A 17,980-nucleotide genomic window follows, 5' to 3' on the forward strand; every position below is an offset into this window, starting at 1 on the left:
CGGTGGGGGCACCGCCCGCTCGAGCGAAGCCGAGAGTGGGGGAGGGCGTGCCAAGCCCCGCGTCTGCGGCATGATCCGCCGGACAGGCCCTAGCCTGCCGGGCGACCGGGCAGCGGCTCCGCCCGGTGCGCGGGCCTCGGCACCAGCGCCGCAGCACCTGAAAGCGCCGGCCCGCGCAACCCCCTCAGAAGGAGAACCACCGCACCGTCTCGTCCCCGTCCCGCAGTGACGCGACCCGCCGCCGGAACTCCGTCAGCGCCTTGGGATTGCTCGGCGCGTGCTGGGCCACCCACGCGCAGCTCGCCGTCTCCCGGGCGCCGCGCAGCACCCCGCAGCCTTCCCACTCCCGCACGTCCCAGCCATAGGCGGCGGTGAAGGAGTCGTAGGCCTCGGCGGGCAGGCCGTAGCGGTCGCGGGTGAGGGCCATGACCACCAGGTCGTGCTCGCGCAGGTCGGCGGAGAAGGTCTCCAGGTCGACCAGGACCGGGCCGTCGGGCCCGACATGGACGTTCCGGGGCAGCGCGTCGCCGTGGATGGGCCCCGGCGGCAGATGGGGCGTCAGTGCGGCCGCGGCCGCGGCGAAGCCGTCCCGCCGCTCACGCAGGTACGCCGCGTCCGCGGGGTCGATCGCGTCGCCCGCGAGTCGCAGCCAGCGCTCCACACCGCCCAGCAGATCGCGGGGCGCGAGAGTGAAGGAAGGGGAAGGCAGCGCGTGCACGATCCGCAGCAGTCCGGCCAGATCCCGCGGATCGGCCGGCCGTACCGGGTCGGGCAGCCGGTGCCACACGGTCACCGGGTGCCCGTCCACCAGCAGCGCCTCCGGCTCGGCCGCCCGCACCGCCGGCACACCCGCCTGGTCCAGCCAGGCCGCGATGTCCAGCTCCCGCCGCGCCCGGTCCAGCAACTCGGCGTCGCGGCCCACCTTGACGACCAGCTCACCGGCGGCGAACACCGCGTTCTCGCCCAGGGCGAGCAGCCGCACGTCCCGTGCCGGGCCCGGCAGCACCCCTGCCGCGGCCAGTACGTCCCGCGCCCGTGCCTCGTCCATCGTCCGCCTCCGTGTCCTGGCCTGCCCGGTCCTGGTATCGGCCAGTCTCCCATTCCCACAGGTCGGGCCCTGTGCGCGGTCCCTTGACGGAACACCACGCCTTCACGACCATGAACACGCCAACCGAGTCGCGCAAAGGGGCTGATTCCGTGGCATTGGTGGTGGAGGCCGGACGGCCGCCCCGGCGCGCCCGTGACCGCGGCGCCTGGTTCCTCGTCCTGCCCGCCCTCATCCCCATCCTGGCCCTGAGCGTCGGGCCCCTGCTGTACGGCATCCTGCTGGCGTTCACCGACGCCCAGTCGGGCCGTACCGCGCCCACCCGGTGGACCGGTGTCCTCAACTTCCGGGACCTGCTGCACGACACGCTGTTCTGGGAGTCCTTCCGGATCGGGCTCGTGTGGGCGGTCGGGGTGACCGTGCCGCAGTTCCTGCTGGCGCTCGGCCTCGCCCTGCTGCTGAACCAGGACTTACGGCTGCGCTGGCCGGCCCGCGCCCTCGCCCTCGTGCCCTGGGCCATGCCCGAGGTCGTGGTCGGCATCATGTGGCGGCTGGTCTACAACCCGGACGCCGGCATCCTCGACGAAACCCTGCGCGACCTCGGACTCGGCGACGGCCGGGACTGGCTCGGCGGCCTGGGCAGCGCCCTGCCCGCCGTGATCGTCGTCGGCGTGTGGGCCGGGATGCCCCAGACGACGGTCGCCCTGCTCGCCGGACTGCAGAACACTCCACGCGAACTGCACGAGGCGGCCGCGGTGGACGGCGCGGGCGCCTGGCGCCGGTTCCGCACGGTCACCTGGCCCGCCCTCAGACCGATCGCGCTCGCCATCACCGCGCTGAACCTCATCTGGAACTTCAACTCCTTCGCCCTGGTCTATGTGCTGACGGGCGGCGGCCCGGGCGGCAGGACCCGGCTACCGATGCTCTTCGCCTACGAAGAGGCCTTCCGTTACGGCCAGTTCGGCTACGCGGCGGCGATGGGGTGTGTGCTGGTCGCGGTGATCTCGGTGCTTCTCGCCGTCTTCCTGGCCGGCCGGCTGCGGGGAGGCGAGGAGGCGTGAGGACCCGCACCGGGGCCCGCGTGGGCCAGTACGCCGCCCTGCTGGCGTATCTGGTCTTCCTGGCCTTCCCCCTCCTGTGGCTGCTGTCCACCGCGTTCAAGTCGCCACGGGAGCTGGGCAGCGCGCACCCCACCTGGATCCCGCGGGACGCCACCCTGGCCAACTTCCGGCAGGCCTTCGACGAGCAGCCGCTGCTGCGCGCCGGACTCAACTCCCTCCTCGCGGCGGCCTGCGCCGCGGTGATCGCCGTACTGGTCGCCGTCCCGACGGCGTACGTCATCGCCCGCCGACGCACCCTGCTGTCCAGGGCGGCGACCGGATGGGTGGTGGTCAGCCAGGCTTTCCCGTTCGTCCTGGTGATCATTCCGCTGTTCCTCGTGCTGAAGAACCTGCGGTTGATCGACTCCCTGGCCGGGCTGGTGCTGGTCTACGTGGTGTGGGCGCTGCCGTTCGCGCTGTGGATGCTCGTCGGATACGTCCGGGCCGTGCCGGCCGAGCTGGAGGAGGCCGCGGCGGTCGACGGCGCGGGGCGGGTGCGGACACTGGTGTCGGTGACGGCGCCCCTGCTCGCGCCGGGGATCGTGGCGACGGGACTGTTCGCGTTCGTCACCGCGTGGAACGAGTTCTTCTTCGCCCTGGTGCTGCTGAAGACCCCAAAGAAGCAGACCCTGCCGGTCGTCCTCACCCACTTCGTCGGTGCCGAGGGCGTGGCCGACCTCGGCCCGCTGGCGGCGGCCGCGTTCCTCGCCACGCTGCCCTCGCTGGCCGTCTTCGCCCTCGTCCAGCGCCGGATCACGGGCGGCATGCTCACCGGGGCGGTGAAGGGCTGATGCGCACCCGGTTCACCACCGCCCTCGTCGCCCTCCTGATGCTGCTGGCGGGCTGCTCCTCGGGCGGCACGGACACCGGCGGCCGGATCACCCTGCGCTTCCAGTCCCTCGCCTGGCAGCAGGAGTCCGTCGCCGCCAACAAGGAGCTGGTGAAGGAGTGGAACGCCACCCACCCCGGCGTCCACGTCGAGTACGTCCAGGGCAGCTGGGACAGCGTCCACGACCAGTTGCTCACCTCCTTCGAGGGCGGCGAGGCACCCGACGTCATCCACGACGCCTCCGACGACCTCGCGGACTTCGCCTACGGCGGCTACCTCGCCGACCTGGCCGGCCTGCTGTCCGCCCGCCTGAAAAAGGACATCCCCCGCCGCACCTGGGAGACGGCGACCTTCGGCGACGGCATCTACGGAGTCCCGTTCCTCCAGGAGTCCCGGGTGCTGATCGCCAACACGGCCTGGCTGGAACGGGCCGGGGTGCGGATACCCACGCCCGGACGCCCCTGGAGCTGGGCCGAGTTCCGGCAGGTGACGAAGCGGCTCAGCGGTGACGGGAAGTACGGCGTCGCCTGGCCGCTGAAGGAACCCGTCTCGGCCACCCTCAACCTGTCGCTGTCGGCGGGCGGCCGGCTCTTCCACCGAGACGGTGCCGGCGGCGACGGCAAGGTGACCGTCCGCTTCGACGCCGCCGACCAGGTGGTGCCCCGCACCGTCCACGACCAGGTCGGCACGGACCACAGCGCGTCCGCCTCGACCCTGGGCAGCGGCGGCTCGGACACACTGCCCGGCTTCTTCGGCGGCAGGTACGCCATGGTCCCGCTGGGCTTCTCCTACCGGCAGCAGATCGCCGAGCAGGCCCCGAAGGGCTTCGAGTGGACGGTGCTGCCCGCCCCGGCGGGCGACGACGGACTCACCCAGGGCGTCAGCCCGCAGACCCTGTCCATCGCCGCCGACAGCCCGCACAAGAGAGAGGCCGCCGCGTTCGTCGACTTCCTGCTGCGGCCGAAGAACATGGTGCGGCTGGCCCTCGGGGACTGGATGCTGCCCACCGGCACCCGGGCCCTGGCCGACCCGGCCCTGCACACCGCGAAGGACGGCTGGGCCACCGGCACCGCCCTCGCGGCCCACCTCAGCCCGGCGCCCGCCCAGTCCGTCCGCGGCTACCCGGAGTGGAAGGACAAGGTGGCGACCCCGGCCTTCCAGGAGTATTACAGCCAAGCGATCGGCCTCGCCGAACTGCGCCACCGGCTGGAGAAGGACGGCAACCTGGTGCTGGCCCGCTACCAGCGGTGAACGGGCGCCGTCAGAGGTGGTCGGCCGTGTCGACGCGCGCCTGCCGGAGCACAGGAGTGGGCCCGTCGGTTCCCCCGGAAACCGACGGGCCCACCGTCAACAGGAGGAATCAGACGGGCAGTTGCTCCTCCTCCTGCCGTACCGGTGCCGCCACCGCCGCGGGCGACTCGTCATGGGTGAGGTCCGGCAGCCGGTGCATCCACCTGGGCAGGTACCAGTTGCGCTCGCCCAGCAGCGCCATCACGGCCGGCAGCAGCACACCGCGGATGATCGTCGCGTCGATCAGCACGGCGGTGGCGAGGCCCACACCCATCTGCTTCATGTCCTGCATGGACAGCGTGCCGAAGATCGCGAACACGGCGACCATGATGACCGCGGCACTGGTGACGACACCGGCCGTGGTGACCACGCCGTGCTGGATCGCGTCCCTCGTGCTGCGGCCGCGCATCCGGGCCTCGCGGATCCGGGAGACCACGAACACGTGGTAGTCCATGGACAGACCGAACAGGATCACGAACAGGAACAGCGGCAGCCAGGTGACGACCGCGCCGACGCCCTCGGCGCCCACCAGGGAGGCACCCCAGCCGTGCTGGAAGACGGCGACGAGGATGCCGTACGCCGCGCCCACCGACAACAGGTTCAGCAGGATCGAGGTGATCGCCACGGTCAGTGAGCGGAACGACAGCAGCATCAGCAGGAAGGCGAAGACGATCACGAACGCGAAGACCGGGGCGACGGAGCCCATCAGCTGGTCGTTGAAGTCGTGGTTGCCCGCGACGTTCCCGGTGATCGGCGCCTGCACGCCGTCCACCTTGCCGAGCGTGGCGGGCCGTACCTCGTCCCGCAGCTTCTCCAGGCTCTTGTTCGCCTTGTCCATGTCCGAGCCGCCGACCAGCGGTACGGACACCAGGGCGACGTTCTGCGCGTCGTGCAGCTTGATGTCGACCGGGCCTTGGGAGGCGCCCGAAGCGACCGCCCTCTCCTTGAAGTCGGCCAGCGCCCGCCGTACCTCGGGTGCGTTGATGTCCTTGGCCTTCACGACCACCTCGGCCGGCTCGGAACCGCCCGGGAAGGCGTCGTTGAGCCGGTTGTAGGTCTGCACGATGGGCAGCGAGTCACCGAACTCCTGGTCCAGGGTGAGCTGCGAGGTCTTCATGCCGAGCGCGGGCGCGGCCACGGCCAGCAGCGCGCCCACCGCCACGACCACGGAGACCACCGGCCGGGCGAGCACACCGCGCAGCACGGCCGTCCAGAACCGGCTCTCCGAGCTGCCACCGGTCCGGCGGCGGCGCAGGAACGGGATGCGTCCCTTCTCCACCCGCTCGCCCAGCAGCGACAGCAGCGCGGGCAGCACGGTCACGGAGCCGACCATGGCGACCGCCACGACCATCAGCGAGGCCAGGCCCATCGCCTCGAAGGTGGCGAGCCCGGTGAACAGCATGCCCGCCATCGCCACGCACACCGTGACACCGGAGACGATGATCGCCCGGCCGCTGGTGGCGGCGGCGATCCTGAGCGCGGTGCCCGCATCCCGCCCGGCGTCCCGCTCCTCGCGCTCCCGGCGCAAATAGAACAGGCAGTAGTCGACGCCGACCGCCATACCGACCAGCAGCATCACGGAGTTGGCGGTGTCGCTCATCGGCTGCAGATGGCTGACGATGCCCATCAGACCCATCGTCGCCATGATCGCGGTGATCGCCAGCGCCACCGGCAGCAGCGCCGCCACCAGCGCCCCGAACGCGATGAGCAGGATGCCGAGGGCGACCGGCACGGCGGAGTACTCGGCCTTCTGGAAGTCGTCGCCGAAGGCGTCCTTGTACTGCTTCTGCATGCTGGCGCCGCCGATCTCCTCGATCCGCAGCGATCCGTGTTCCTTCTGCACCCCGTCGACGGCCTTCAGCACCGGCTCGACCCGGTCGGCGGCGGTGTCCGCGTCACCGCGCATGTCGAACTGCACCAGCGCGCTGCGCCCGTCCTTCGAGATGGTCCGGGTGTCGTACGGCGAGGTGACGCCGGTGACCTTGCCGGTGGCGCCGACGGCCTTCACCACGTCCGCGACGGTGGCCCGGAACTCGGCGTCCGTGGCCTTCAGGGCGCCGTCCTTCGACTGGATGAGGACGGTCTCCCCGGCCGGCTCCTTGATGCCCGCGTCGTCGATGATCCGCGCAGCGGTGTGCGTCTCCCCCTTGAGCTGGTCGCTGTCGTCGACGTCGACCCGGCCCGCCGCGGAGCCGAGCCCCATCGCCAGGACGACGAACAGCACCCATATACCGACGGCCGCCCAGCGATGCCGGGCGCTCCAGCCGCCGGCGCGGGCGGCCAGGCCCCGCACCCGCGTGTCTCCGTTACCCATGACGGGCCCTCCCCCTTGTTCTCTCCTCCGTGCCTGCGTTCGTTACGAAGGTATGGGCCGGATAAGACCGTCTCGTCCTGCTGTCCGGTGAAGTACGACGACGTCCCCTCGTCGCCGGGGAGGACATCGGCCCCTTACATCTATCTGCGTGTCTCGGGGGCGCTGACCAGGGTGTCCGTCCCGTCGACGGAGATCCACTCCGTATGGCCGCCGACGGCCGCTCTATGGTGTCCGGGTGACGACGTATGCGGCGCTGCTGCGCGGAATCAACGTGGGCGGCAGCAGAAAACTCCCGATGGCCGAACTGCGGCAGCTCATGACCGGCCTCGGCCACGACGGTGTACGCACCCATCTGCAGAGCGGCCAGGCCGTCTTCACCACCGGGCGGGGTGACGAGGAGTCCCTGGCCGCGGAGCTGGCGGAGGCGATCGAGCGGCACTTCGGCTTCCGGGTCGACGTGATCGTCCGCGACCACGGCTATCTGCGGGCGGTGCTGGAGGCCTGTCCGTTCCCCGCGGCCGAGCTCCAGCCCAGGCAACTGCACGTCACCTACTTCTCCACGTCCGTCACCGCCGAACGCTTCGCGGACATCGACCAGGCCGCCCACCTCCCCGAGGAGTTCCGCCTCGGCGACCGCTGCCTGTACCTGTACGCCCCGGAGGGTCTCGGCCGCTCCAGACTCGCCGAGGCCCTGTCCCGGCCGCGGAGCACCAGAGGGGTGATCGCCACGAGCCGGAACTGGAACACGGTGGTCAAGCTGGTGGAGTTGACGGCCCCGCAGGCGTGATCCCCTGGCGGCTGACCGGCCGGGCCCGTGTGCCAGGCTCTTCGCATGCGTTACATCATCATCGGGGCGGGGGCGGTCGGCGGGACCGTCGGGGGACGGCTGGCCCAGGGCGGCCACGAGGTCGTGCTGGTCGCGCGGGGCGCGCACCACGAGGCGCTGCGGGAGGGCGGGCTGCGGCTGCGGGTGCCGGAGGGCGAGCTGACGTACCGGCTGCCCGTCGTGGACGGGCCGGAGCGGCTCGGCGCGCTGCGCGCCGACGACGTGCTGATACTGGCCGTCAAGACGCAGGACAGCACGGCCGCCCTGGAGAGCTGGGGCCCGGTGCCGGTGGAGGGCGGTGGTACGGCCGCCGAGCGGCTGCCGCTGCTGTGTGCGCAGAACGGGGTGGAGGGCCAGCGCCTGGCCCTGCGCCGCTTCCGGCACGTGTACGGCGTCTGTGTCTGGCTGCCGTCCACCTTCGTCGAGCCGGGCGTGGTCTTGGCCGCCGGGGCCCCGCTCACCGGGATCCTGCACCTCGGCCGTCACCCGCACGGCGCGGACGACCTCCTGCGGCGTATCGCCGCCGACCTGGAGAAGTGCCACTTCGAGGCCCCGGTGGCCGAGGACGTGGCGCGTTGGCAGTACGCGAAACTGCTCGGCAACCTCGGCAACGCGGTGGAGGCGGGCGGCGGTCCGGTCGACAGCGAGGCGGGCCGGGCGCTGTACGCGAGGGTGCGGGCCGAGGGCGAGGCCGTGCTGCGGGCCGCCGGGATCGCGTACGCGAGCGCGGAGGAGCAGCGGGCGGCCCGCGGTGACAAGGTCACCCTGGTACCGCTCGACGGCGCCCCGCGCGGCGGCGGCTCCTCCTGGCAGTCCCTCACCCGCGGCACCGGCACCATCGAGGCCGACTACCTCAACGGCGAGATCGTCCTGCTGGGCCGCCTGCACGGTGTGCCGACCCCGCTGAACGAGCTGCTGCAGCGGCTCGCCAACCGGTTCGCCCGGGAGCGCAGGCCGGCCGGATCCATGCCGCTCGCGGAGCTCACCCGGCTGGCCGACGAGGCGGACGCGGGCTTCGCGAAGCTGTCCTGAGTTCCCTCGGTCGTGACCGACTCATTGACGGTCACTCATCAATGCTCCTACCTTTCCCGGGACGGCACACGCTTCCCGCATGGGAGAGGTACATGCCCGCACACCGCAGACACGCACCATTACTCCTGATTTCCGCCATCCTTCTGCTCGGATCCCCCTCGGTCACGGTCACCGCCCAAGCCGCCGTGACCTCCGATGTATACGTGTCGCCCGTCGGCGACGACCACGCCGACGGGACCGTCAAGCATCCCGTCCGCACCCTGGAGCGAGCCCGCGACCTGGTCCGCGCCAGGGTCGCGGACCTGCACGGCGACCTGACGGTCCACCTCGCGCCCGGAACGTACCGGCAGAGCGAGCCGCTGGTGCTCGACGCCCGCGACTCGGGGACCGGTGGCCACCGGGTCGTCTGGCAGGGCGGTGACGGCACGGTCGTCAGCGGCGGGAGCCGGGTCACCGGATGGCACCCGGTCGCGGGCCGCACCGGCCTGTGGTCCGCGCCCGCCCCCCGAGGGCTCACCGACACACGGCAGTTGTACGTGGACGGAGTACGCGCCCAGCGGGCCCGCGGAGCCGTACCGGTGACCCTCACCCAGACGGCCACCGGCTACGAGGCCTCCTCCGACACCATCGCCCACTGGAAGCACCCCTCCGACGCCGAGTTCGTGTACACCAGCGGCGAGGCGCTGTGGAACGTCGAGCGCAACGGCCTCGGCCAGTGGACCGAGCCGCGCTGCCGGATCGCCGCCGCCGAGGGCACCACCATCACCATGGCGCAGCCCTGCTGGGACAACTCCAACAAGCGGGTGGAGTTCCCGAACATCCCCGGCCGCACGGTCAGCATGGTCGGCCCGGGACACCTCACCAACGGCGGCAAGGCGTCCTACGTCGAGAACGCCTACGAACTCCTCGACCAGCCCGGCGAGTGGTACCTCGACAGGAGCGCGCGGAAGGTCTACTACCTGCCGCGCAAGGGAGAGGACCTCACCCGGTCCGACGTCGAGGCCGCCGCGGCCGAGAAACTGGTCGACGGGCGGGGCACGGCGGACGCCCCCGTCCACGACATCGCCTTCCGCGGCATCCAGTTCAGCTACGCGACCTGGCTGATCCCCTCCCGGCCCGAAGGCTTCTCCGAGATCCAGGCCGGCTACACCATCACCGGCGACAAGGGCTGGGCCACCCAGGGACTGTGCCAGTACGTCGAAGGCGGCACCTGCCCGTTCGCCTCCTGGACGAAGATGCCCGGCAACGTGTCCTTCGCCCACGGGCAGCGCATCGAGTTCACCGACGACGTCTTCGCCCACCTCGGCGCCGCCGGGCTCGACCTGGGAACCGGCAGCAAGGACTCGTCCGTCACCGGCAGCGTCTTCACCGACATCTCCGGCAACGGCCTGGAGATCGGCGGAGTGGACGGCCAGAGCCCCGCCTCCGGTGTACAGGTGACGGACAACCACCTCTACGGGCTGCCCCGCGAGTACCACGGCGGCGTCGCCGTCCTGGGCGGCTACACCCAGCACGACACCATCGCCCACAACCAGATCGACCACGTCGGCTACAGCGCCGTGTCGATGGGCTGGGGCGGCTGGCCCGACAAGATCGGCGACCCGGCCACGCCGAACCCGAGCCACGACAACGCCGTACGCGACAACCTGATCTTCGACTACATGCAGATGCTCGACGACGGCGGCGGCATCTACACCCAGGGCCTGACCGGCACCTCCCTGGCCGACGGCGAGAAGGTCACCGGCAACGTCATCCACGACCAGTGGGGCCTGGGCAAGAGCGTCTACACGGACAACGGCTGCACCTACGAGACCGTCGAGGGCAACGTCCTCTACCACGCCTCCTACGCCAACGTCGCCTCCCGCCACACCGACTACCGGGACGGCCTCGGCAACAACGACCCCACCCTGGTCAAGGACAACTGGTGGGAGGAAGGCACCGCCGACGGGGACAACAAGGGGCTGGTGACCACCGGAAACAAGATCATGACGGCACCGTCCGACGTACCGGCGGCGGTACTGCGGGGCGCGGGACTCGAGCCGCCCTACCGGCACCTGCTGAACCGCCGCGTCGGCGCGCTCTCCGTCCCCGAGGCGCCCTCCAGGGTCGGTACCAGCGCCGCGGGTGCGGACGCGCTGTACGTCACCTTCAACCCGACGTTCGCGGACGGCGGTTCACCCGTGACGTCGTACACCGCCCGGGCCTACGACACCACGGGCCGGCAGGTCGCCGAACAGACCGTCGGCGCCGCCGACTTCCGGCGCACCGCCCTCGTCCGCATCGGCGGGCTGCCCTCGGCCGGCGGCCCGTTCACGGTGACGGTCACCGCGCGCAGCGCGTACGGAGCCGGCGCCCCCTCCCTCGCCTCGGCGCCCCTTTCACCGACGGCGACGACCGTCCTGCCGGACGCCCCGACCGGCGCCAAGCTGCGCACGGCGTCCACCGCGGCCACCCTCGCCTGGACGCCGCCCACCGTGACGGGCGACGCCAAGGTCACCGGCTACCGGGTGACCGTCTCGGACGGCCGCGACCCGGTCGACGTCACCGGCCGGGACGTCCTGGTCACCCAGGCCTCCGCCAAGGGCATGTTCCGGGTGCTCGGCGGACTGCGCCCCGGCACCTCGTACACCGTGACCGTGGCGGCGGTGACCGCGGCGGGCACCGGGCCCGCCGTCACCGTCACGGCGACCACGCAACCCTGACGCCGCAGCGGAAATCCCCGCCGCTGTGACACTTCCGACGTGGGAAACGCAGAACCAAGTGCCGGGCACGACAAGAGGGTTGGCCACGACCGGAAGGCCGTGCCCCGGCACCGTCCGCGGACCGGCGTCACAGGGGAGCGCCGGACCGCGGGACGGCGTGGTACGGCCGGCGTGGTGCGGCGGATACTCAGGCGCCGACGGCCAGCAGCGCCGGGTCGCGTGCCGCGTCGTACCGCTCCAGCAGCACCCGGGCCACCTCCGGTGCGGGACCGAGGACGCCGGCGAGCACGTCCGCCTCCGCCGCACCCCGCGCGATACGGTCCGGCAGGAAACCCGGTGCCAGCACGTAAGGGGCGACCGCGACCTTCGCGCAGCCCAGCTCCCGCAGTTCGCGCACCGCGTCCTCGGTGCGCGGAAGGGATGCGGAGGCGAACGCAGGCCGCACGGCGCACCAACCGGTGTGCCGCCACTCCCGCGCGATGTCAGCGATCACTGCGATCGCCTCCGGGTCGGAGGACCCCGCCGAGGCCAGCACGACCCCGGTCGAGGACTTGTCGGCGGGCGTCAGCCCCGCCTCGTACAACCGGCGTTCCAGCGCCGCCAGCAGCAGCGGGGAGGGCCCCAGCACCTCCGCCTGCCGGATCCGCAGCCGCCGCGGCGCGTCCCGCAGGACCGCCGGGATGTCCGCCTTCGCGTGGAAGGCGCGGGTCAGCAGCAGGGGCAGCGCCACGACGTCACGAACGCCTTCCGCCGCCAGTGACTCCAGCACCCCGTGCACGGACGGGACGTTGAAGTCCAGGAACCCGGTCTCCACGCGCAGCCCCGGCCGCAGCGACCGCACCCGCCGCACGAGGGCGTGCACGGTCGCGGCGTGCCGCGCGTCGCGGCTGCCGTGGGCGATGACGAGAAGGACCGGGTCACGCATGAGGGATCAGCTCTTCACCAGCAGGCCGCGGCTGCGCAGCACCCACCGTTCCAACGGGCTGAAGATCAGCAGATCGATGGCGATGCCGACGAACAGGATGAGCAGGATGGCCTCGAACACCATGGCCATGTCGCTGGCGGTGCGCGCGTACTCCAGCAGTTGGCCGAGGCCCACGCCCAGGTCGGGGAAGCTCGCGATGATCTCCGCGGCCATCAGCGAGCGCCAGGAGAACGCCCAGCCCTGCTTCATGCCGGCCACATAGCCGGGCAGCGCGGCCGGCAACGTGACGTGCCAGACGCCCTTGAGACCCGTCGCGCCCATGGTGCGGCCCGCGCGCAGGAAGAGCGGCGGCACCTGGTCGACGCCGGACACCAGGCCGTTGGCGATCGAGGGGACCGCGCCGAGCAGGATCACCGCGTACATCATCGAGTTGTTCAGACCGAGCCAGATCACGGCCGGCGGCACCCACGCCACCGACGGCAGCGACTGCAGCCCGGACAGGATCGGGCCGATGGCGGCGCGCACGAACTTCACCCGCGCCACCAGCAGTCCCAGCGGGGTGCCGATCAGCAGGGCGAAGAAGAAGCCCAGCAGACCGCGGGAGACGCTGGTCCAGATGTAACCGAGCAGGTCGCCCTTGAGCCAGTCGTTCTTGAAGGCCTGCGCCACCGCCGACGGCGCGGGCAGCTTGCTGGGGTTGTCGACGATCTTCAGCGATATCAGACCCTGCCAGACCAGCAGCACCACGGCGATCGCGATGACCGGAGGAAGGATCTTGTCGACGAAGGTCTTCCGCAACGGCGGGCGTCCGGCGGCCGTCGTCTCGAGCGCGTCCAGGCCGGCCTCGACGCTCCCGGCGTCCTTGACCGGCGTTGTCTCAGTGCTGGCCATGACGTCGGATCTCCCCACGCAGTACATCGGTGATCTCAAGGGACAGTTCGGCCACCGGCGCGTCCTCGATGCGCCGCGGCTGCGGGATGCCGACCGACCACTCGCGCGCGATCCGGCCCGGGCGCGACGACAGCAGGATGACGCGCTGGGCGAGTCGTACCGCCTCGCGCACGTTGTGCGTGACGAACAGCACCGACAGCCCCGTCTCCTCCCAGATCCGGGTCAACTCGTCGTGCAGCAGGTCCCGGGTGATGGCGTCCAGGGCCGAGAACGGCTCGTCCATCAGCAGCAGGTTGCTCTCCTGCGCCAGCGCGCGGGCCAGCGCCGCGCGCTGGCGCATACCGCCCGACAATTCGTGGACGCGCTTGCCGTACGCGCCCTTCAGCCGCACCAGTTCGAGCAGCTCCTCGGCCTTGCCGCGCCGCTCGGGCTTGGGAACACCCCTGAGTTTCAGGGCGAGTTCGATGTTCTTGCCCGCGGTCAGCCACGGGAAGAGGGCGTGTTCCTGGAACATCAGGGCCGGGCGGCCGTCCGTGGTGATGTCACCGGCGGTGGGCCTGTCCAGGCCCGCCACCAGGTTCAGCAACGTGGACTTGCCACAGCCCGACGCCCCCAGGAGGGTGACGAACTCGCCGGGCGCGACATCGATGCTGATGTCGTCCAGGACGAGCTGCTGCCCACCCGGCGTCGCGAAGGACTTCGAGACGTGGTCGAGACGAGCCGCGTACTCGACGGACTCCGCGGCCTTGGCAAGGGTCGTGGCCATGTTCGTCACCTCCTGGGAGATCATCGGGGACCCGCGTCAGCTGGTGCCGAGACCGGCGGCGTCCACGGTGCTCTCACCCTCGGCCTTGAGGACCTTGTTGAGGAGGGTGAGGTCGTAGATGCCCTTCAGGTCCGGCTTGTCCAGCAGGCCGGCCTTGACCGCGTGCTGCGCCTCGGTGTTCAGGGTGGAGGCCAGCGGATCGTCGGTGAACTGGATCGACTTCCACGCCGGGTCCAGGACGTTCGCGGGAAGCGCCTTGCCCGAGTCGGCCTCCAGCTGCTTGTTCGCGGCGGCCTTCGCCTTGTCCGGGTTGGCGTTGATCCACTTGTTGGCCCCGACGGCGGCCTTCAGCACGGCCTCGACGGCCTTCGGGTGCTGCTTGAGGAAGGACTGCCGCACGATGATGTTCGTGATCACGAACTTCTTGCCGGGCCACAGCGTGGACTCGTCGAGGATCGTCCTGCCGCCCTCTGCGACCAGCTTCGAGGCGGTCGGCTCCGGCACCCAGGCGCCGTCGATGGAACCCGCCTTGAAGGCGTCCGGGGTCACCTTGTTGTCGCTGCGGACGACCGTGACGTCACCCTTGCCGCTCTGCGCGTCGACCTTCCAGCCCTGGTCGGCGATCCAGTTGAGGAACGCCACGTCCTGGGTGTTGCCGAGCTGGGGCGTCGCGATCTTCTTGCCCTTGACGTCCTTCAGGGACTTGATCTTCTTCGGGTTCACGACAAGCTTCACACCGCCGGACGCCGAACCGCCGATGATCTTCAGGCTCTTGCCGTTCGACTTGGTGTAGCCGTTGATCGCCGGGGACGGGCCGATCCAGCCGATGTCGATGGAACCGGAGTTGAGCGCCTCGATCTCGGAGGGGCCGGCGTTGAAGGTGGCGTAGTCGGCCTTGGTGGCGCCCAGTTCCTTCTGGAAGATGCCCTGTTCACGGGCGACCAGCGCGGTCCCGTGGGTCAGGTTGCCGAAGTAGCCGATCTTGACGGAGTCGAGGCCGTCGATCTTCTTGGCGCCGGCGGCGACCTTCTGGTTGGCGGAGGTGTCCGCGGACTTGGAGCCGTAACCGCAAGCTGCGAGGGTCAGCAGGGGGAGTGCGGCTACGGCGGCCATGCCGCGGCGAACGAGCGTCGAACGGGGTGAGCGGTTGGCAGGCACGGGAGGCTTTCCTCTCGTTGGCCCGGCGGTCACGGTCTTTTCGGTCGTGGCCGGGTGTTCGGCAAGGGTCTTCGTCGCTTCCGGGGTGGGGGTCCCCCCGCTTGCGAGCGAAGTCGAGCATGTGGGGGAGGGTGGGGGGACGGGGCGCGCAGGCAGTGCGCGTACGTCATCGCACACATCGCGCCACTCCGCCCTGCCCGCTGCCGAGGGCGCCGCTGCCGACGCGGCCGCCCTCCTTCGCGAACGTCGAGTAGACGTCGGTCGTCCTCATGCTCAGAAGTCCCAGCCGTCGTCGTCGGGCTCTTCCTTGACCGGCTCGGGGGCGGCGAAGGACTCGCCGACCATGCCCGCGGTGAGCGTGGTGCCGTCGCTGGGGTCGATCAGGATGAAGGAGCCGGTGCGCCGCGAGTCGGAGTAGGAGTCGACCGGCAGCGGCTCGGCGGTGCGGACCTTCACCCGGCCGATGTCGTTGGCGACGAGCTGTCCCGGATGTGGGTGCAGGGACAGGTCGGCGAGCGTGAGCCGGGACGGGATGTCCTTGACGATCGCCTTGACCGTGCGGGTGCCGTGCTTGAGCAGTACCCGGTGACCGACGGTCAGCGGGGCGTCCGCGACATGGCAGACCGTGGCCTCGATGTCCTGGGTGGTCGCCGGGGCGTCCTTGGTCGGCACGATCAGGTCACCGCGCGAGACGTCGATGTCGTCCTCGAGGAGGATGGTCACCGACTGCGTGGTCCAGGCGACGTCGACCGGCTCGCCGAGCAGGTCGATCCCGGAGATCTTCGCCGTGCGGCCGGACGGCAGGACCGTCACCTGCTCGCCCACGCGGAACGAACCGGCCGCGATCTGGCCCGCGTAGCCCCGGTAGTCCGGGTGCTCGGCGGTCTGCGGCCGGATCACGTACTGCACGGGCAGCCGGGCGTGGCAGTGCGCCAGGTCGTGGCTGACCGGGACGGTCTCCAGGTGCTCCAGGACGGTCGGGCCGCCGTACCAGTCCATGTTCGCGGACGGCTCCACCACGTTGTCCCCGGCCAGCGCCGAGATCGGGATCGCGGTGACCTCCGGGACGCCCAGTTCGGTCGCGTACGCCGTGAACTCCTCGGCGATCGCGGCGAACACGGACTCCTGGTAGTCGACGAGGTCCATCTTGTTGACGGCGAGGACCACGTGCGGGACGCGGAGCAGCGCGGCGATGGCGGCGTGCCGGCGGGTCTGCTCGACGACGCCGTTGCGGGCGTCGACGAGGATCACCGTCAGCTCGGCGGTGGAGGCGCCGGTCACCATGTTGCGGGTGTACTGCACATGGCCGGGCGTGTCGGCGAGGATGAACCGGCGGCGCGGGGTGGCGAAGTAGCGGTACGCCACGTCGATGGTGATGCCCTGCTCGCGCTCGGCGCGCAGCCCGTCCGTGAGGAGGGCCAGGTCGGGCGCGTCCTTGCCGCGGCTCAGGGAGGCGTGCTCGACGGCCTCCAACTGGTCGGTGAGGACCGACTTGGAGTCGTGCAGCAGGCGGCCGACGAGGGTGGACTTGCCGTCGTCGACCGAACCGGCGGTGGCGAACCGCAGCAGGGTGGCGGCGGAGAGTTCCGTGGTCGTGGTCATGCTTAGAAGTACCCCTCGCGCTTGCGGTCTTCCATCGCGGCCTCGGACATCTTGTCGTCGGCGCGGGTGGCGCCACGTTCGGTCAGCCGGGAAGCGGCGATCTCGGTGATGACGGCGTCCAGCGTGGTGGCGTCGGAGTCGACGGCGCCCGTGCAGGACATGTCGCCGACGGTCCGGTAGCGCACCAGGCGCTTCTCGACCGTCTCCCCGTCCTTCGGGCCGCCCCACTCGCCCGCCGTCAGCCACATGCCGGCCCGCCGGAACACCTCACGCTCGTGCGCGAAGTAGATCTCGGGCAGCTCGATGCCCTCGCGGGCGATGTACTGCCAGACGTCCAGCTCGGTCCAGTTGCTGAGCGGGAAGACCCGGACGTGCTCGCCGGGCGCGTGCCGGCCGTTGTACAGGTTCCACAGCTCGGGCCGCTGCCGGCGCGGGTCCCACTGGGAGAACTCGTCGCGCAGCGAGAACACCCGCTCCTTCGCCCGGGCCTTCTCCTCGTCCCGGCGGCCCCCGCCGAAGACGGCGTCGAACCGCTCGCTCTGGATCTTCTCCGTCAGCGGCACCGTCTGCAGCGGGTTGCGGGTTCCGTCGGCGCGCTCCTTGAGCACCCCGCGGTCGATGTAGTCCTGCACCAAGGCCACATGCAGGCGCAGCCCGTGCCGCCGGACCGTGCGGTCGCGGTACTCCAGGACCTCGGGGAAGTTGTGCCCGGTGTCCACGTGCAGCAGCGAGAAGGGCACCGCCGCCGGGGCGAACGCCTTCAGCGCCAGGTGCAGCATGACGATGGAGTCCTTGCCTCCGGAGAACAGGATCACCGGCCGCTCGAACTCACCCGCCACCTCACGGAAGATGTGCACCGCCTCGGACTCCAGCGCGTCCAGGTGGGAGAGGGCGTACGGGCTGTCCGTGCCCTCGCCGCCCCCCTTGACCGTGGTGACGGTCGTCATGCCAGTCCCCTTTCGCTGAGCAGGGCGTACACGGAGGCCGCGGACTCCGGCACGCTCTGGTGCTGCGACTCGATGCGCAGGTCGGGCGACTCGGGCTCCTCGTACGGGTCGTCGACGCCCGTGAGCCCCGACAGCTCACCCGCGGCCTGCTTGGCGTACAGCCCCTTCACATCGCGTACCGAGCACACCTCGACCGGGGTCGCCACGTGCACCTCCAGGTACGCCGTGCCGTTCTCCTGGTGCCGCTTGCGTACCGCGTCCCGGCTGTCCGCGTACGGCGCGATCACCGGCACCAGGGCCTTGACCCCGTTGCGGGCCAGCAGTTCGGCGACGAAGCCGATGCGCTGCACGTTGGTGTGCCGGTCCTCGCGGCTGAAGCCGAGGCCCGCCGAGATGAACTCGCGGATCTCGTCGCCGTCGAGCACCTCGACGAGGTGGCCCTCCTCGCGCAGCCGTCCGGCCAGCTCGTACGCGATGGTGGTCTTGCCGGCACTCGGCAGACCCGTGAGCCAGACGGTGGCTCCGGTCGTCACGGGCGTCTCCCTGCTCGTCG

The 17,980-nt window shown here is 71.1% G+C and carries 15 protein-coding genes; 6 read left to right on the plus strand and 9 right to left on the minus strand.

Going from position 1 to position 17,980, the window contains the following annotated elements:
• Window positions 1-184: 184 nt before the first annotated feature.
• A complete protein-coding gene (locus ACFY0F_RS19370; RefSeq protein WP_388795290.1) occupies window positions 185-1,048 on the minus strand; it encodes a phosphotransferase enzyme family protein in 864 nt (287 codons plus the stop codon).
• Between the two features lie 110 nt (window positions 1,049-1,158).
• Here ACFY0F_RS19370 and ACFY0F_RS19375 point away from each other — a divergent pair, with 110 nt between their 5' ends.
• The 3 genes from ACFY0F_RS19375 to ACFY0F_RS19385 are packed head-to-tail and all read left to right on the plus strand — an operon-like array spanning window position 1,159 to window position 4,225.
• Window positions 1,159-2,106 (plus strand): carbohydrate ABC transporter permease, encoded by a 948-nt coding sequence (locus ACFY0F_RS19375; RefSeq protein WP_388795293.1) that lies wholly within the window; start codon window positions 1,159-1,161, stop codon window positions 2,104-2,106.
• Entirely contained in the window at window positions 2,103-2,936 is an 834-nt protein-coding gene (locus ACFY0F_RS19380; RefSeq protein WP_388795296.1) for a carbohydrate ABC transporter permease, read from the plus strand. The genes ACFY0F_RS19375 and ACFY0F_RS19380 overlap by 4 nt, the downstream gene beginning before the upstream one ends.
• Complete coding sequence (locus tag ACFY0F_RS19385) at window positions 2,936-4,225, plus strand: ABC transporter substrate-binding protein (RefSeq protein WP_388795299.1); 1,290 nt, start codon at window positions 2,936-2,938, stop codon at window positions 4,223-4,225. The genes ACFY0F_RS19380 and ACFY0F_RS19385 overlap by 1 nt, the downstream gene beginning before the upstream one ends.
• Before the next feature lie 109 nt (window positions 4,226-4,334).
• Here the strand turns inward: ACFY0F_RS19385 and ACFY0F_RS19390 are convergent, their stop codons facing one another.
• Complete coding sequence (locus ACFY0F_RS19390) at window positions 4,335-6,578, minus strand: MMPL family transporter (RefSeq protein ID WP_388795302.1); 2,244 nt, start codon at window positions 6,576-6,578, stop codon at window positions 4,335-4,337.
• Window positions 6,579-6,813: 235 nt separating this feature from the next.
• On the opposite strand from ACFY0F_RS19390, the gene ACFY0F_RS19395 reads away from it, so the two are divergent.
• The 3 genes from ACFY0F_RS19395 to ACFY0F_RS19405 all read left to right on the plus strand — a co-directional run bounded on the left by ACFY0F_RS19395 (window position 6,814) and on the right by ACFY0F_RS19405 (window position 11,138).
• Window positions 6,814-7,365, plus strand: a complete 552-nt coding sequence (locus tag ACFY0F_RS19395) for a DUF1697 domain-containing protein (protein ID WP_388795305.1) — start codon at window positions 6,814-6,816, stop codon at window positions 7,363-7,365.
• Window positions 7,366-7,410: 45 nt separating this feature from the next.
• Window positions 7,411-8,436, plus strand: a complete 1,026-nt coding sequence (locus ACFY0F_RS19400; RefSeq protein ID WP_388795308.1) for a ketopantoate reductase family protein — start codon at window positions 7,411-7,413, stop codon at window positions 8,434-8,436.
• 185 nt (window positions 8,437-8,621) lie between these two features.
• A complete protein-coding gene (locus tag ACFY0F_RS19405) occupies window positions 8,622-11,138 on the plus strand; it encodes a fibronectin type III domain-containing protein (RefSeq protein WP_388795311.1) in 2,517 nt (838 codons plus the stop codon).
• 187 nt (window positions 11,139-11,325) lie between these two features.
• Here the strand turns inward: ACFY0F_RS19405 and ACFY0F_RS19410 are convergent, their stop codons facing one another.
• The 7 genes from ACFY0F_RS19410 to cysC all read right to left on the minus strand — a co-directional run bounded on the left by ACFY0F_RS19410 (window position 11,326) and on the right by cysC (window position 17,960).
• On the minus strand, window positions 11,326-12,063 hold the full coding sequence (locus tag ACFY0F_RS19410) for a sirohydrochlorin chelatase (protein WP_388795314.1): 738 nt from the start codon (window positions 12,061-12,063) through the stop codon (window positions 11,326-11,328).
• A gap of 6 nt (window positions 12,064-12,069) precedes the next feature.
• The gene (locus tag ACFY0F_RS19415) at window positions 12,070-12,954 is read right to left on the minus strand and encodes an ABC transporter permease (RefSeq protein WP_388795317.1); all 885 of its coding nucleotides are present in this window, start codon (window positions 12,952-12,954) and stop codon (window positions 12,070-12,072) included.
• A complete protein-coding gene (locus ACFY0F_RS19420) occupies window positions 12,941-13,720 on the minus strand; it encodes an ABC transporter ATP-binding protein (protein WP_388795320.1) in 780 nt (259 codons plus the stop codon). The genes ACFY0F_RS19415 and ACFY0F_RS19420 overlap by 14 nt, the downstream gene beginning before the upstream one ends.
• 36 nt (window positions 13,721-13,756) lie before the next feature.
• Complete coding sequence (locus tag ACFY0F_RS19425; protein WP_388795323.1) at window positions 13,757-14,878, minus strand: aliphatic sulfonate ABC transporter substrate-binding protein; 1,122 nt, start codon at window positions 14,876-14,878, stop codon at window positions 13,757-13,759.
• 273 nt (window positions 14,879-15,151) lie between these two features.
• Entirely contained in the window at window positions 15,152-16,480 is a 1,329-nt protein-coding gene (locus tag ACFY0F_RS19430) for a sulfate adenylyltransferase subunit 1 (protein ID WP_388795326.1), read from the minus strand.
• Between the two features lie 2 nt (window positions 16,481-16,482).
• Complete coding sequence (cysD, locus tag ACFY0F_RS19435) at window positions 16,483-17,427, minus strand: sulfate adenylyltransferase subunit CysD (RefSeq protein ID WP_388795329.1); 945 nt, start codon at window positions 17,425-17,427, stop codon at window positions 16,483-16,485.
• Window positions 17,424-17,960, minus strand: coding sequence for an adenylyl-sulfate kinase (cysC, locus tag ACFY0F_RS19440; protein WP_388795332.1), 537 nt, complete (start codon window positions 17,958-17,960; stop codon window positions 17,424-17,426). The genes cysD and cysC overlap by 4 nt, the downstream gene beginning before the upstream one ends.
• Window positions 17,961-17,980 lie beyond the last annotated feature (20 nt).

Source organism: Streptomyces sp. NPDC001544 (genome assembly GCF_042894285.1).
Lineage (GTDB): Bacteria > Actinomycetota > Actinomycetes > Streptomycetales > Streptomycetaceae > Streptomyces.

Coding starts and splice junctions, on each gene's coding strand:
- ACFY0F_RS19370 (WP_388795290.1), bottom strand. CDS start 1,048: ATGGACGAGGCACGGGCGCGGGACGTACTGGCCGCGGCAGGGGTGCTG.
- ACFY0F_RS19375 (WP_388795293.1), top strand. CDS start 1,159: ATGAACACGCCAACCGAGTCGCGCAAAGGGGCTGATTCCGTGGCATTG.
- ACFY0F_RS19385 (WP_388795299.1), top strand. CDS start 2,936: ATGCGCACCCGGTTCACCACCGCCCTCGTCGCCCTCCTGATGCTGCTG.
- ACFY0F_RS19390 (WP_388795302.1), bottom strand. CDS start 6,578: ATGGGTAACGGAGACACGCGGGTGCGGGGCCTGGCCGCCCGCGCCGGC.
- ACFY0F_RS19400 (WP_388795308.1), top strand. CDS start 7,411: ATGCGTTACATCATCATCGGGGCGGGGGCGGTCGGCGGGACCGTCGGG.
- ACFY0F_RS19410 (WP_388795314.1), bottom strand. CDS start 12,063: ATGCGTGACCCGGTCCTTCTCGTCATCGCCCACGGCAGCCGCGACGCG.
- ACFY0F_RS19415 (WP_388795317.1), bottom strand. CDS start 12,954: ATGGCCAGCACTGAGACAACGCCGGTCAAGGACGCCGGGAGCGTCGAG.
- ACFY0F_RS19420 (WP_388795320.1), bottom strand. CDS start 13,720: ATGGCCACGACCCTTGCCAAGGCCGCGGAGTCCGTCGAGTACGCGGCT.
- ACFY0F_RS19430 (WP_388795326.1), bottom strand. CDS start 16,480: ATGACCACGACCACGGAACTCTCCGCCGCCACCCTGCTGCGGTTCGCC.
- cysD (WP_388795329.1), bottom strand. CDS start 17,427: ATGACGACCGTCACCACGGTCAAGGGGGGCGGCGAGGGCACGGACAGC.